17 protein-coding genes are annotated in these 12,788 nt (G+C 45.8%); 7 read left to right on the forward strand and 10 right to left on the reverse strand.

Features of this window, described 5'->3' with window-relative positions; genetic code table 11:
• Both GBV73_RS08710 and GBV73_RS08720 read right to left on the reverse strand, forming a co-directional pair.
• A partial coding sequence (locus GBV73_RS08710) for a hypothetical protein (protein ID WP_152878644.1) occupies positions 1–308 on the reverse strand: 308 nt, incomplete at its 3' end.
• Positions 309–442: 134 nt separating this feature from the next.
• Positions 443–973 (reverse strand): GNAT family N-acetyltransferase, encoded by a 531-nt coding sequence (locus tag GBV73_RS08720; RefSeq protein WP_152880791.1) that lies wholly within the window; start codon positions 971–973, stop codon positions 443–445.
• Positions 974–1,065: 92 nt separating this feature from the next.
• Between GBV73_RS08720 and GBV73_RS08725 the strand changes: the two genes are divergently transcribed.
• Positions 1,066–1,536 (forward strand): peroxiredoxin, encoded by a 471-nt coding sequence (locus GBV73_RS08725; RefSeq protein WP_152880793.1) that lies wholly within the window; start codon positions 1,066–1,068, stop codon positions 1,534–1,536.
• 12 nt (positions 1,537–1,548) lie between these two features.
• Complete coding sequence (locus tag GBV73_RS08730) at positions 1,549–2,025, forward strand: ferritin family protein (protein ID WP_152880795.1); 477 nt, start codon at positions 1,549–1,551, stop codon at positions 2,023–2,025.
• An 11-nt stretch (positions 2,026–2,036) separates the two neighbouring features.
• Here GBV73_RS08730 and GBV73_RS08735 read toward each other — a convergent pair whose 3' ends face one another.
• Complete coding sequence (locus tag GBV73_RS08735) at positions 2,037–2,420, reverse strand: Fur family transcriptional regulator (protein WP_152880797.1); 384 nt, start codon at positions 2,418–2,420, stop codon at positions 2,037–2,039.
• A 103-nt stretch (positions 2,421–2,523) separates the two neighbouring features.
• Between GBV73_RS08735 and dps the strand changes: the two genes are divergently transcribed.
• From dps to GBV73_RS08760, 5 genes are all read left to right on the forward strand, one after another.
• Positions 2,524–3,081 (forward strand): DNA protection during starvation protein, encoded by a 558-nt coding sequence (gene dps, locus GBV73_RS08740; RefSeq protein ID WP_152880817.1) that lies wholly within the window; start codon positions 2,524–2,526, stop codon positions 3,079–3,081.
• A gap of 78 nt (positions 3,082–3,159) precedes the next feature.
• Complete coding sequence (locus tag GBV73_RS08745; protein WP_371717075.1) at positions 3,160–4,200, forward strand: encapsulin; 1,041 nt, start codon at positions 3,160–3,162, stop codon at positions 4,198–4,200.
• 174 nt (positions 4,201–4,374) lie between these two features.
• Positions 4,375–4,737 (forward strand): hypothetical protein, encoded by a 363-nt coding sequence (locus GBV73_RS08750; RefSeq protein WP_152880799.1) that lies wholly within the window; start codon positions 4,375–4,377, stop codon positions 4,735–4,737.
• Positions 4,738–4,795: 58 nt separating this feature from the next.
• Complete coding sequence (locus GBV73_RS08755; protein WP_152880821.1) at positions 4,796–5,245, forward strand: ferritin family protein; 450 nt, start codon at positions 4,796–4,798, stop codon at positions 5,243–5,245.
• A gap of 62 nt (positions 5,246–5,307) precedes the next feature.
• Entirely contained in the window at positions 5,308–6,120 is an 813-nt protein-coding gene (locus GBV73_RS08760) for a mechanosensitive ion channel family protein (RefSeq protein ID WP_152880801.1), read from the forward strand.
• Between the two features lie 187 nt (positions 6,121–6,307).
• On the opposite strand, the gene GBV73_RS08765 is transcribed toward GBV73_RS08760, so the two are convergent.
• The 7 genes from GBV73_RS08765 to rbcL all read right to left on the reverse strand — a co-directional run bounded on the left by GBV73_RS08765 (position 6,308) and on the right by rbcL (position 12,650).
• On the reverse strand, positions 6,308–7,102 hold the full coding sequence (locus GBV73_RS08765; RefSeq protein WP_371717077.1) for a glycine betaine ABC transporter substrate-binding protein: 795 nt from the start codon (positions 7,100–7,102) through the stop codon (positions 6,308–6,310).
• A 1-nt stretch (position 7,103) separates the two neighbouring features.
• A complete protein-coding gene (locus GBV73_RS08770) occupies positions 7,104–7,721 on the reverse strand; it encodes an ABC transporter permease (protein WP_152880804.1) in 618 nt (205 codons plus the stop codon).
• Positions 7,708–8,337, reverse strand: a complete 630-nt coding sequence (locus GBV73_RS08775) for an ABC transporter permease (protein ID WP_152880806.1) — start codon at positions 8,335–8,337, stop codon at positions 7,708–7,710. The genes GBV73_RS08770 and GBV73_RS08775 overlap by 14 nt, the downstream gene beginning before the upstream one ends.
• Before the next feature lie 9 nt (positions 8,338–8,346).
• Positions 8,347–9,441, reverse strand: coding sequence for an ABC transporter ATP-binding protein (locus tag GBV73_RS08780; RefSeq protein ID WP_152880808.1), 1,095 nt, complete (start codon positions 9,439–9,441; stop codon positions 8,347–8,349).
• A gap of 25 nt (positions 9,442–9,466) precedes the next feature.
• On the reverse strand, positions 9,467–10,369 hold the full coding sequence (locus GBV73_RS08785) for a glycine betaine ABC transporter substrate-binding protein (RefSeq protein WP_152880810.1): 903 nt from the start codon (positions 10,367–10,369) through the stop codon (positions 9,467–9,469).
• Between the two features lie 79 nt (positions 10,370–10,448).
• On the reverse strand, positions 10,449–11,258 hold the full coding sequence (locus tag GBV73_RS08790; RefSeq protein WP_152880812.1) for a ZIP family metal transporter: 810 nt from the start codon (positions 11,256–11,258) through the stop codon (positions 10,449–10,451).
• A gap of 57 nt (positions 11,259–11,315) precedes the next feature.
• Positions 11,316–12,650, reverse strand: coding sequence for a type III ribulose-bisphosphate carboxylase (rbcL, locus tag GBV73_RS08795; protein WP_152880814.1), 1,335 nt, complete (start codon positions 12,648–12,650; stop codon positions 11,316–11,318).
• Positions 12,651–12,788 lie beyond the last annotated feature (138 nt).

Raw genomic sequence — 12,788 nt, forward strand, 5'->3', positions numbered from 1 at the left:
TTCTCCCAGTTGTGGAGGGTTGAGTAGTGAATGTTTGCTCCGAAGAATTTTCTGCCGTAGTGCTGGGCGTCTCTGAGAGGTAGGTTGTAGTATTGTTTAAAGAGGAGTATTGCCAGTATTGTTTTTACTGGAAATTTTTTGGATTTTGGCAGGTTCTTCAGCTTTCCTTCTGATTCGAAGTCTGCTAAAACGTCAAGAATTGCGAATGCCACGCTTTCAGGGTCTTTGAGTCTGTGATCCCATCTGGGGATCACGACAACCACCTGAAAGAATTCAGCAAAAACCCTAATAAAGGTTACTATAAACACGCCCTCTTTGCGGCAACGAGCGGGAGGCTGTTCTGGGGAAGGAAGATAAAGAGAAATACACACAAGCTAATAGCGCTCTCTGCAGTTTTGCTCTTGACCATCCAGATAATGCTCGCGCTTTATCTCTACGTCCTTTAGCTTTCCTTTTTCAGCACAACGAACTCTTTGTAATCCATGAGCTTTTTGAAGCCCTTTCTAAGGTAGTATGAGTAGGCCTCCAGATGCGGAAAGGTTATCACATATGCTTCTTTCCCTAGCTTCCTAAGCCTTTCAACTGCAAATTGCAAAAGCTTTGAGCCATAGCCTTTTCCTTTGTAGGCTGGGTCGACCATAAAGAACTCTATGAGCCCTGTTTTTTCGTTTTTAATCTCCTTCGGCACCCACCATGCTTCTTTGCCTTCGAGGTTATACACTAGAGCAACGGTACCTATTAGTCTTCCATCCTTGCTACGGAGAACATAGAGCTCATCAAACTCATCCCTAAGCCTGAACTCAAGAAAAGGTTCATAAACTCTTTTAAATCCTTCAAAATCATCAGGAGATGGTTTATTTTCTACCCACTCCAATGCAGGGTAAGCCCCATTTGTCCCTTGGTAGACTCTGAAGACAAATCTGAGAAGTTCATCCTTGAGGAAGAGCGGATTTTCAATTTTTACAATCTTCATGACATATCCCAGAAATTTTTACTCTGCTCTCCTTAAAAAGCCTTGCGAGAAAAGTTTATGAATTAGGCTATCCTAATAATTTTGGTGATCGCATGAGCTACCTCGATGTTAAAGTTACAGATGAAGAAGGGAAAGAGGCTCCCTTGAGGGATTTTGTACAGGGAAAGTGGACTGTGCTGTATTTTTATCCCAAGGACAACACTCCTGGCTGTACAACGGAGGCAAAAGAGTTCACCGAGCTTATTGAAGAATTCGAAAGGCTTGGAGTTCAAGTTATAGGCGTTTCCAGGGATTCCCCAGAGAGTCACAGGAAATTCAAAGAGAAGCATGGATTAAAGGTAAAGCTTCTCAGTGACCCAAGTGGCGAGCTCCACAAAGCTCTTGGAGCCTGGGGGAAGAAGAAGCTATACGGTAGAGAATACGAAGGGGTAATAAGGAGCACCTTCATCCTTAGCCCAGAGGGAGAAATAGCCTGGAAGAAGATAAAAGTTAGAGCCAAAGGACACGCAAAAGAAGTGCTTGAAGAGATCAAAAAGTTAATATCTCCAGAAAACCAAATTTAAATCGGTGATAGGATGAAGGAAATCAACGCACTCGCACTCGCTTTAGAAGTTGAAAAGGCAGAACTCAGGTTTTACATCGAGATGGCCAAGAGAGCAAAGGATGAAAGGGCGAAAAAGATGTTCCTCTTTTTGGCTGGAGAAGAGGCTGAACACTGGGATGTTTTTGAGAAGAAGTTTGTAGAAAAGCTCCTTCAAAAACCAGAAATGCCCCAGGTTGACGAGGAACTTTTGGAAAAGCTTACACCGAAGTATGAGGGAGAGCTTAGCGAGGTTAAAGCTGTAGAGTTGGGGATGGAGCAGGAAAAGCTTACGTGGGAGTTTTATGAAAAAGCGGCGGAAGAAGCCGAGGATGAAAACGTTAGGAAAATCTTTAACGAGCTGGCAAAAGTTGAGAAGGCACACTATGAGCTTTTGAAGGCACAATACGACTCGGTCACGAAGACCGGCATATGGATGGACTATCAGGACTTCAGCCTTGAGGTTGATTGAACCAAAAAAGTTCATCCCCTCTCAATTAGAACGTTAACAAGCTTTACTTCTTTTCTTAGCTTTTCTTTAATCAGTTCGATAATCTCCGGATCGGTAAGATCAACTATTTCACCATTTTCAATCAAATTCACATGAGGTTCCGTGTTGATCTCAATTCGGGTCTCCCCTTCAACAGAAAAAACCTCTATGAGGCCAAGTTCTTTTAAAGCCATGACATTAGAGTACAAGGTAGAGAAGCTCATTGTGGGGAACTCTTCTTTGATCTTCTTGAAAACTTCGCTGAGGGAAGGGTGAGAAGGGCCTAGTTCATCTATTACCTCAAGTAACTTAAGTCTCTGGGGAGTAAGCTTGTATCTCTTTTCCCTTAACACTCCAACCGCTTTTTCTTTCCACATGTTTCTGAGTATGCACTGCACTTTATAAGCTTTCCTAATTAGAAATTATTTCTAAATAGAAAAGCTTATTAAGAAAAAATACATACTAAAATTGGTGAAACCCATGTCGGAACACAATAGGAGATTAATTGAAAGGGCAGGAATAGATGTAGAGAAATTGCTAGAACTTCTCGTTAAAGCGGCTGCAGCAGAGTTCACAACATATTACTACTACACCATACTTAGAAACCATGCAACAGGTCTAGAAGGAGAAGCCATTAAGGAGATAATTGAAGATGCAAGGCTTGAAGATAGAAACCATTTTGAAGCCCTTGTACCGAGGATTTACGAACTTGGAGGAGAGCTACCGAGAGACATTAGAGAGTTCGCCAACCTGGCCTCTTGTAGAGATGCCTATCTGCCAGAAGAGCCTACCATCGAAAACCTTCTGAAGGTTCTCCTTGAAGCTGAGAGATGTGCAGTTGGGGTTTATACGGAGATATGCAACTACACACTCGGAAAGGATCCAAGAACCTATGACCTTGCACTTGCTATTCTGCATGAGGAAATAGAACATGAAGCATGGTTTGAAGAGCTCTTAACTGGAAAGCCGAGCGGCCACTTCAGGAGGGGAAAACCCGGGGAAAGCCCCTACGTCTCAAAGTTTTTGAGAACGAAGTGAGTTTTGAATTAACATCCTTTTTATTTTCTTTGGAAAACCTTATTAACGTGAAAGTCGAACATTAAAATGGTGATTTGAGTGCTGGCAATAAACCCAACTCTGATAAATAGGGATAAGCCCTATTCTAAGGAAGAGCTTATGGAAGCCCTAAGGTTGGCAACCATAGCCGAGCTCGATGCCGTAAGCTTGTATGAGCAGATGGCAAGATTCACAGAAGATGAGAGATTTAAAAAGGTCTTCTTGGATGTTGCAAGGGAAGAAAAAGCACACGTTGGAGAATTCATGGCTCTTCTGCTCAGTTTAGATCCAGAGCAGATTAATGAGCTTAAAGGCGGATTTGAGGAGGTTGAGGAATTGACAGGAATCAAAACTGAACTCAACTCTCAGGAGGAGAATGAAATGGGAGAAAATGGATATCTCAAGGTTTTAAGGGAAGCCCTTCTCGATGCAATTGAAAAAGGGAGAACGTTAACTCATTCACTTCCAAAAACAAAAATAACTGGCCAATCATTTAGAGTAGATATCATAAGCTTCGAGGATGGCGTGAAAGTAGTTAAACAGGAGTACAAGCCAATCCCCATGCTCACAAAGAAGTTCTACATTGGGCTGAGAGAGCTTAACGACGGAACTTACGACCCAGCAATAGCGGTGAAAGCTGGAGAGTTGCTTGTCAAAGATGAGGAAAGCCTGATAATAAATGAGATACTTTCAACTGAAGGGATAAAAAGATTAAAGCTCGGCCCATGGGAAAACACAGAAGAAGCATTAGATGAACTTATGAATGCTCTCCAAGAAGCATCAAAAGCCTCTGCAGGGCCTTTCGGGGTAATAATCCATCCAAAGAGATATGCAAAGCTCTTGAGAGTTCACGAGAAGGGTGGAAGAATGCTTATAGAGGTTCTGAAAGAGGTATTCAAAGGCGGTATCCTAGTTACCCCAAGCATCGACGAAAACAAAGTAATCGTGTTCGCAAACACCCCAGCAGTTCTTGACGTTGTCATCGGACAGGATGCAGATCTAAAAGAGCTCGGACCAGAGGGGGAAGAGGTGGCGTTTTTAGCAAGTGAAGCCCTAGCAGTAAGGATAAAGAACCCAGAGGCAATTGTAGTCCTCGAATGACTCTTTCACTTTTTTGGAGGAAACTTAATGGAAAAGAACGCCCAAAAAGATATTAAAAAGACAAAGAACAGCCTCAAAAGGCTCCTAAAAGAATTACCAACAGAGGAACTTTTATCACTCTATTCTGACTTTATTCTTCAAGAAAAATTGTTAAAAGAGCTCTCTAGAGCAGAAATGGAAATAGAGAGAGTTTTGGGAAAGTTTTGGAGCGACAGTGTTGTGGAGAACGTTGAAGTGTATAACCTCGGCGGAATGTGTTATAAGGAAAAGGTTCCAGCAGTCAGAATGGGAAGGGAGGAGCTTGCAGAGCGGAAAACCCTTTTTTATGCGGAACCCTTTCCAGAGAACCTTTCCAACGAAAAGAAAGCTACCGTTAAAGAGATAGTGTTCAGATTGATTGAGGTTAACAACGCGGAACTTGAAGTTTTTGAAAAATTAAAACCAAAATCTCCCTTAGAAGACGTGATTTTCAAACTAATTAGGGAAAGTTTACTTCAGCATTCGAGACTTTTAAAGGAGTTACTGACTCTTCTCTGACGCTATAATGGGAAAGGTATATAACTTTCAAATACCATATTATGAACTGGTGATTCCTATGGTCGAACCTCTTGTTAAAAAGGCTGCCGAAACTGAGGATAAGGCAGCTAAGAGTTATACCGAAGGACTGGCAAAGATTAGGGGACAGGGGTTGAAGTACACCGATACAGAGGCGGTTGTGACAAGAATAGCCGTCGATACAATTATACACAAACACTTGATGAAAGCTATTCTTGAAGCTCAGAAAGAGCTTGAAAAAGTTAGAAAAGGTTATGAACACGTGAAAGAACCTATGGAGATAGAACCCACTAAGGAACAGGCTCTTCTTGTAAAAAGGTTTGCCGAGATGCACCTCGACATAGAGAGGGATATGGTAGAGACCTACAAGAAGATGGCCGAGAAGATGACCCACCCGCTGTTCAAAGGGCTCGCTGAAGCGTTAGTAAAGAACGAAGAGGAGCACCACAGGCTTTTGAAGAAGCTTATTGAAAAATATGAGGAGATGTGACTTACAGCAATTTTCAATTTTTTAATTTGCATTTGAGTTCTTCTCCAAGGAAGTGAATTGGAATGGTACGGTTTGACCAGCAACTTCCATATATTGGTATAACCCCAATGCAGGTAATTACTGCGATTTTAGTTTTGGTTGTGGGGTGGATTGTAGCGAAGATTGTCGTAAGGGCTTTCAAAGGCGCTCTTAAAAAGACCAAGCTTCCAGAACTAGTCGTGGAGTTCCTTGCAAGATTTTTGAGCGCACTACTCTACGTTGCAGTGATACTTCTGGCGGTTAGGGCTCTAGGAATAGAAACGGGATCCGTTGTGCTGGGTTTATCAGCGGTGATTGGCTTAATCCTAGGCTTTGGTATGCAGGATACACTCACAAACCTGGCCGCTGGAGTTTGGATTGCTGCTTTAAGACCTTTTGACAAAGACGATGTGGTTTCAGTTTCAGGCTACACGGGAAAAGTAAATGGTGTTGGAGTAATGTCAACAGAACTATTAACTCCAGATAACGTTCTCATAACCATCCCAAACAAACTCGTCTGGGGCAATCCTATAATAAACTACACCCGATTACCAATTCGAAGAGTGGATGTTGAGGTTGGCGTGGCTTATGGCACTGACCTAGACAAGGCAATCAAACTTGCCATGGAACTCATGCAAAACCATCCAAAGGTTCTGAAAGACCCGACTCCAAGCGTGGCCATAACTGCACTTGCAGATTCATCAATAAATCTCCAGCTAAGAGCCTGGGCTAAGACCGAAGACTACTGGACGGTTAAGGGCGACCTTACCAAGGGCATATACGAACTCTACACAAAGGAAGGCATCGAGATACCCTTCCCGCAGATGGACGTGCATATCAAGGAGATGCCCCAGTGAGGTCTTTTCTCTCCATTTTAAGTGTTTGACTGATTTTTCTACCCTGCTGAAATTCTTAGGAAACAAAGAATTATTCGGTGTAAATCATCTTCACCGCCATTCCGCCGTCAACGACGAAGTTAACGCCTGGGGTTATAACACACCATACAAATCCATCTTTCCTAAAAAACCGACCTTCTAACGGTTTTTAAATACCAAGGCTGGCCAGAAACACCTCCGCTATCTCTTCCTCCCTCTTCCCCTCGAAGTCGAGCATGTGGTTGAGCCTCCTCATCGTTTCAGTGCTTATCTTCCCTTCCAGTGCCTTCAACGCCTCCACGGCTCCCTTGGGGAGTTCTCTTGCTATCACTATTGCCTCGTAGGGTGGTAGGGCCTTTTTATCGTCCTCAAGGAGCTTTAGATCATAAGCGTCCACCCTTGCGTCGGTCGTAAAGGCCGTGATCACATCTACTTCGCCCTTCGATATGGCCTCGTACATCTCCCGGGGCATAAGGGGCTTTATCTCCCTGAACTCAAGGCCGTAAACAGCCTTTAGCCTCGGCAGGCCGTCGGGCCTCTCGATGTAGGGAGCGGGACAGGCGAAGGTGAGGCTTTTCGATATCCTCGCGAGGTCGCTTACCGTTTTCAGCCCTTCCCTCTCTGCCAGCTCTATCTTCACCGCAAGCGCAAAGTCGTTTCTGAAGCCGAGCCTCGCGATCACGTCTATGCCATTCCCTTTGAACCCCTCCCTGACCGCCTCAAAGACCCTCTCTTCGTCCCACTCCCCCATAGGCGGGAGCTTAAGAAGGGCGTTGTAGGCCGTTCCGGTATACTCGACGTAGAGGCTTATCTCTCCCTTTTCAAGCGCCTCAAGGTTTGCCTCCAGCCTCGGTTCGCTCACCCTCACCTCGTACTCAAACCCCTCCCTCTGGAGGAGCTTACCAATGATATGGGCGAGGATCTTCTGCTCGTTGAAGGGCTTTGCCCCTATAACAATCCTCACATCACCCACCTCCTATGCCCTCCGGAGTGACCCTCTTTTCGAGGTAGGAAAAGCTGATATCAATAAACACTGCCATCAGTATGGCCGGGATCGAGCCGGCAAGGATTTTATCCGTGTTGAAGCTTGCCAGGCCTTCAAAGACCAGACTTCCCAGCCCCCCGGAGCCAATTATCGCAGTCAATATCGCTATTGAGTTTGCTAGAACAGCGGCGAACTTTATGCCCGCAAACATGGCCGGATAAGCGTGCGGAAAGCGGACATACCTTATGATCTCCCACTCAGTGAGCCCAATTCCCCGGGCAGCGTCTATCATCGCTTCATCTACTTCACTAAGCCCCACGTAGGTGTTCTTGACTATCGGGAGAAGCGCTCGAAGGAATATCGCAAAGACCGCCGGGGTGAAGCCTATCCCGAGGAGGGGAACTACTATGGCAACAACGGCAAAGCTCGGTATGGCCTGAACGAGGTTGGCGAAGCCCATTATAAATGAAGCTAACCTTTTGCTCTTGAGCGATAATATTGCCAGAGGTATTCCAACCGCTATGCTGAGAAACAGGGATGCGTAAGTCAAAACGAGGTGCTCGCCAAAGGCCCCAAGAACCCTCTCAACGCCTACCATAGCGATCCCTCAGATAGCGTTCTATTAATGCAGCAACTCCGTCGAGGATGAGAGCTAAAGCCCCAACCCACAGACCGGTGACGATAATTATGTCCCTGTCATAGAGGTGTATGCCCGTCTGTATCGGCGCCCCAAGGCCGCCAGCCGCTATAAGGCCGCCGAGTGTAACGACGCCCATGGTAAAAACAACAGCTATTCTTACGCCGGCCGCTATTAAAGGTAAGGCCAGGGGGAAGCGCACCTTCAGGAGTACCTCCCGCTCGCTGAGGCCTATCGCTTTGGCCACCTCGATGTAGCTCATCTCAACACTCGTCAGCCCGGTGTAGGTGTTCCTCGCTATGGGAAGGATGGAGTAGATGACCGAGGCCGCTATCGTTGGCTTCTCCCCGAGGCCAAGAAGGGGAAGGAGGAGAACGAGGAGTGCGAGCGTTGGCACCGTCTCCAGGATGTTTAGGACATTGAACGCTATTGGAGCCAACTTTGGCCGCCTGTAGAGGTAAAGGCCGAGGAGAACGCCGATAACGACCGATAAGGCCAGGGCTATCCCGAACATGCGGAGGTGCTCAAGCGTCCTTTGGGCAAGGTTCTGACTCTCCCATACCCATCTAATGTCCATTAAAGACCCTCACAAGAGCTTTAAAAGAACTTCATTAGCAAGTAAAATGCCAACGGGCTTTTCCCTCTCAACTACAACTCCAAGAAAGGCATTCCTGCGTTTCATCTCAGCCAAGGCGGAAGCAAGTGAATCACCGGGAGAAAATACAAGGGGCTCCATAAGAGCTTCCTCTAAATCCTGCGACTTTAAGAGAGATTTTAAATCCGTAACCCCTTTAAGTGCTCCTTTTTCCACTATAACTGCAAATTCGATGTTTTTATCTCTCATCCACTGGAGCAACTCGTCCTTTCTCTGCACCTCCACTATGTATTTCTCAACATCCACCATGAGGTCTTTCACCTTCAGGGTGTCGAGATGCTTGAACTTCTTGTCTGCATTAACTAACTTAGCAACGAACTCATCCGCTGGATTAAGCACTAGCTCATCAGGATACCCCACCTGAACGAGCCTTCCGTCCCGCATTATCGCTATCCTATCACCGAGCTTGAAGGCCTCCTCTATGTCGTGGGTTACGAAAACAATAGTCCTTCCAAGAACTTCTTTTATTCTCAAAAACTCCTCCTGGAGTTGCTTTCTCAAAATAGGGTCCAAGGCACCGAATGGCTCGTCCATAAGGAGAAGGGGCGGGTTTAGAGCGAGGGCCCTTGCGAGGCCAACCCTCTGCTGTTGACCACCGCTTAGCTGGTGAGGATAACGAGTGACGAAGTCTTCAGGAAGGGCCACGAGATGCAAGAGCTCTTTAACCCTCTTATCAATCTCTTCCTCACTCCAGCCCTCCAGTTTCAAAAGAAGTCCTATGTTATCTTTCACGGTCATGTGAGGGAAGAGTCCTATCTGCTGGATAACGTAACCAATGCTCCTCCTAAGCTTTACAACATCAAACTCCTTAATGTTTCGTCCATTGATGAAGACCTCACCCTCATCTGGCTCAACAAGGCGGTTTATAGTTCGCAGAAGAGTAGTTTTGCCGGAGCCGCTTGGCCCTATGAGTATTAAAAGCTCACCGCCTATGATCTCGAGATTGACATGATCAACAGCCGTGAAATCCCCGTATCTTTTTGTAACATCTCTGAGCTCGACGGTTTCTATTCTCCTGAAAAGCATTTCAATCACCATAAAGAAAAAAGAATCAGCCCTTAAGGAGGCCTTTCTCAATTAAAAACTCTCTCGCTATTTCCCTCGCATCCTTCTTCTCCACGTCGTACTGGTAGTTAAGTTCTCTCATCGTGTCAGTGTCAATGAGCCCCTCGAGCTTCTTGAGGACTTCCACTACTTCCGGATATTTGTCGGCGAACTCCTTCTTGATGAGTATGACGGCATCGTAGGGCGGTAGAGCTCCTTTATCGTCCTCGAGGATTTTGAGGCCGAATAGGTCGACTCTCGCATCGGTCGTGTAGGCGGAGATGGCATCAACCTGTCCGTTCTTTATTGCCTCATACATAAGCGTTGGCTCCATCTGCTTTACTTCCCCAAAGGTGAAGCCGTAGACCTCCTTAATCCTCGGAAGTCCATCGGGCCTCGTTGCGAACTCCGGATCGGTTCCTAATGTCATCTTAGGTGCGTATGGAGCAAGATCACTGAGTTTTTCTAAGTTGTTCTTCTCTGCAAATTCTTTCTTAACGGCTATTGCATAATCGTCTCTAAAACCAAGCTTTACAAGGGTTAGAACGCCATCACGTTTTAACATCTCTTCCTTGCTTTTCTCATAGACGTAGTCGGGATCCCACTTCTCCGGGGGATCGAGCTTGAGGATGTTGTTGTAGGCAGTTCCCGTATATTCTACATAGACGTGAATCTGCCCCCTCTTCAAGGCTTCATAATTAACCAAAGTCCCTCCAAGGCCCTCCTTAACCTCCGCCTTGAAGCCGTTCTCCTCAAGGAGGAGGGCTATCATGTGGGCTAAGATGTACTGCTCGTTAAAGGGCTTAGAACCTATCACTATCGTAGGGACTTCCTCCTTCTGGCCAATGCAACCGCTTAAAAAAGCGACTACAATCAAACCAGCTAAAGCCAATGCACCAATTCTGTTCATCTTTACACACCTGTATTTAATTGTTCGGTCTTTCTAATAAAGTTTTCGAAAAATTAAAAACAAAAGTGCCAACTTCGAACTATCCAAGCATCGAATCAAGGAAGAGCATTATATAAAAACCTAGGAAAAAGCCAGCAGTTACTAAAAGTTCATTCTTCTCGTGTTTGTAAATCTCTGGAATCATTTCCTTTACCGTTACATAGAGCATTGCTCCCCCTGCTAAACCAAGACCATAAGGGAGCAAGCTATGAAATATGGTGAAGAAAAACGCCCCCACAAGAACCATGATCCATTCTGCAACTCCGCTTAAAGCTCCCATCAGAATGGGCTGGAACCTTTTCTTTTGAAGGGTCGCAAGGGGTAATGAAACAACAGTTCCCTCGGGGAAATCCTGTATTCCTATGGCTATTGCCGTCACAACCCCTGTCTTTAGGTCAAACACAATAGATGTCCCAACCGCTAAGCCTTCGGGCAGGTTGTGTATTATGACTGCCAAAACTATCAGCCAAACAACCCTCAACTTGTTCTTGAGCTCTTCAGGGCCTTCGTAGCCTTTAACCAAATGCTCATGAGGTACAAAGCGGTCGATAGCGTATATAAGAACTATTCCGAGCAAAATTCCCACTCCGGCAGGTACAAAGCTACCAGTGGCTTCAATCCCCGGGAGTATTAAACTCGTAAAGCTCGCAACAATCATTACTCCAGCGGCAAAAGATAAGCTGAAGTCCATACCCCAATCAGGCATCTTATGAGAGAATATCGCAAGCAACGAGCCAAGAGTCGTCATTAAGGCCACAAAAAGACCTGCATAAAAAGCAACCATCATCAGACTCCCGTTGGAAACTGCAAGAAGGTACGTGCTCAATGATGTTACAAAGTTTTCTAACATAATTAGGTCACCCTAACTAAAAGTTAAGCGAAGAAAATATATAAAAGTTGCGGAGGATCAAATCGGAGTCACATGCCCCCACTTTTCTAAAGCCCTTGCGAGCTCTTTATGGGTCTTTGCATATTCTTCTAGAGATATTCCTTGCATTATGGCATCTATTGCCTGTCTTACCGCCTTAGCTCCAGCAACAGGTCCATCTGGATGACCAAGGGTTCCTCCGCCGAGCTGGAGGACAATGTCAGTTCCTAAAGCCTCTATGACCGCTGGCAGGTTGCCCGGATGTAATCCACCGGAGCTCGTTGGGAATGCCGGCTTTATGTGATAGAACTTCTGTTCAAGGTGGAATACATCGTTTTCATCTGGCTTGTAGTGGCTCTCCCTTAAGATTCTAGCGTTTTGAATAACGTCCCACTTGCCACCTTCGAGCTTTCCAGCACCAGCAGTTCCCACGTGAAGCTGGTCAATACCTATCAACCTGTAGAGCTTGGCTAATACGAACATTGAAATGCCGTGATATGAGTTTCTCGTGAAGGCAGCGTGCATTGCCCTGTGTCCGTGTATAGCCAAGCCGTAGTCCTCAGCCAAGTCCCTTATATACTCTAACGCTCCCCATCCAGTTATGACGACGTCAACCATCGCATGTTTAAGTCCAAGGTCTGCAAGGAGTTCAAGCCTAGTTTCCATTTCCCTTATGTCCGCAGTTATGTTGGCGAACCATGTTTTCTTCTCTCCGGTTTCGCTCTCGACTTTTTCAATTATTCTCGTCATTATCTCTGCCCTCTCTTCGAAGCGGTTGTACCACGGACTTGTAAGATTTTCATCGTCTTTCATGTAGTCAGCTCCTGCGGTAAGAAGGTCGTAGGCAAGCTTCTCAAACTCTTCTGGAGAATAACCTACTTTTGGCTTTGGAACCACACCGTAAATTGGTCTATCTTTGATTTCGAGCATCTTTCTTACTCCTTCTATACCAAAGGCAGGCCCATTGAACTCCCTGATAATCTTCTCGGGCAAGTAGAGATCTTCAAGGCGGAGGCCTTTCACTCTCTTCATTCCAAAGACGTTCCCAGCAATGCTCGCAAGAAGTCCCGGAAGGTTGGCTTCTTCAAAGGCATGGAATGGATAGGCAATCTTAACGATCCAGCTGCCATCGCCCATGTCGTGGAAGTCGTAAGCCTTTGCAGATAGGTCAGCCCACCTTTCTTCCTCGTACCATGGATAAAGAGTAGTCCATGTTCCCGTTGAGCTTTCAGCAGCGACTCCTCCAGCGGCTTGCTCAATTGTGTACCCCTCAGCCGGGGTTATCCTAAAAACGGCTATGATGTCTCTCTTCTTGCTGGGCTCATAGCCTTTGTCCACATAGTAGTCATATATCTTGTCAAACTTTTCGGGCATTTTTCACACCTCCACACAATTTAGGCTTTCCTACCTATTAAGCCTTTCGATAGGTGACATAGATACTGTCAGGATAACTGGGGTATCACCTCCTGAAGCCATTCAGTCACATCACCAGGCGGTCCACCAAACCGAGAA

Source organism: Thermococcus sp. 101 C5, assembly GCF_009372125.1.
Classification (GTDB): Archaea; Methanobacteriota_B; Thermococci; order Thermococcales; family Thermococcaceae; genus Thermococcus_A; species Thermococcus_A bergensis.

Bases quoted from the DNA above. Each gene is read 5' to 3' on its own strand.
- GBV73_RS08780 (WP_152880808.1), bottom strand. From the start codon at position 9,441: ATGCTTTTCAGGAGAATAGAAACCGTCGAGCTCAGAGATGTTACAAAA.
- GBV73_RS08755 (WP_152880821.1), top strand. From the start codon at position 4,796: ATGGTCGAACCTCTTGTTAAAAAGGCTGCCGAAACTGAGGATAAGGCA.
- GBV73_RS08750 (WP_152880799.1), top strand. From the start codon at position 4,375: ATGGAAATAGAGAGAGTTTTGGGAAAGTTTTGGAGCGACAGTGTTGTG.
- GBV73_RS08735 (WP_152880797.1), bottom strand. From the start codon at position 2,420: ATGTGGAAAGAAAAAGCGGTTGGAGTGTTAAGGGAAAAGAGATACAAG.
- GBV73_RS08720 (WP_152880791.1), bottom strand. From the start codon at position 973: ATGAAGATTGTAAAAATTGAAAATCCGCTCTTCCTCAAGGATGAACTT.
- GBV73_RS08775 (WP_152880806.1), bottom strand. From the start codon at position 8,337: ATGGACATTAGATGGGTATGGGAGAGTCAGAACCTTGCCCAAAGGACG.
- GBV73_RS08725 (WP_152880793.1), top strand. From the start codon at position 1,066: ATGAGCTACCTCGATGTTAAAGTTACAGATGAAGAAGGGAAAGAGGCT.
- GBV73_RS08770 (WP_152880804.1), bottom strand. From the start codon at position 7,721: ATGGTAGGCGTTGAGAGGGTTCTTGGGGCCTTTGGCGAGCACCTCGTT.
- rbcL (WP_152880814.1), bottom strand. From the start codon at position 12,650: ATGCCCGAAAAGTTTGACAAGATATATGACTACTATGTGGACAAAGGC.
- GBV73_RS08785 (WP_152880810.1), bottom strand. From the start codon at position 10,369: ATGAACAGAATTGGTGCATTGGCTTTAGCTGGTTTGATTGTAGTCGCT.
- dps (WP_152880817.1), top strand. From the start codon at position 2,524: ATGTCGGAACACAATAGGAGATTAATTGAAAGGGCAGGAATAGATGTA.
- GBV73_RS08760 (WP_152880801.1), top strand. From the start codon at position 5,308: ATGGTACGGTTTGACCAGCAACTTCCATATATTGGTATAACCCCAATG.
- GBV73_RS08790 (WP_152880812.1), bottom strand. From the start codon at position 11,258: ATGTTAGAAAACTTTGTAACATCATTGAGCACGTACCTTCTTGCAGTT.
- GBV73_RS08730 (WP_152880795.1), top strand. From the start codon at position 1,549: ATGAAGGAAATCAACGCACTCGCACTCGCTTTAGAAGTTGAAAAGGCA.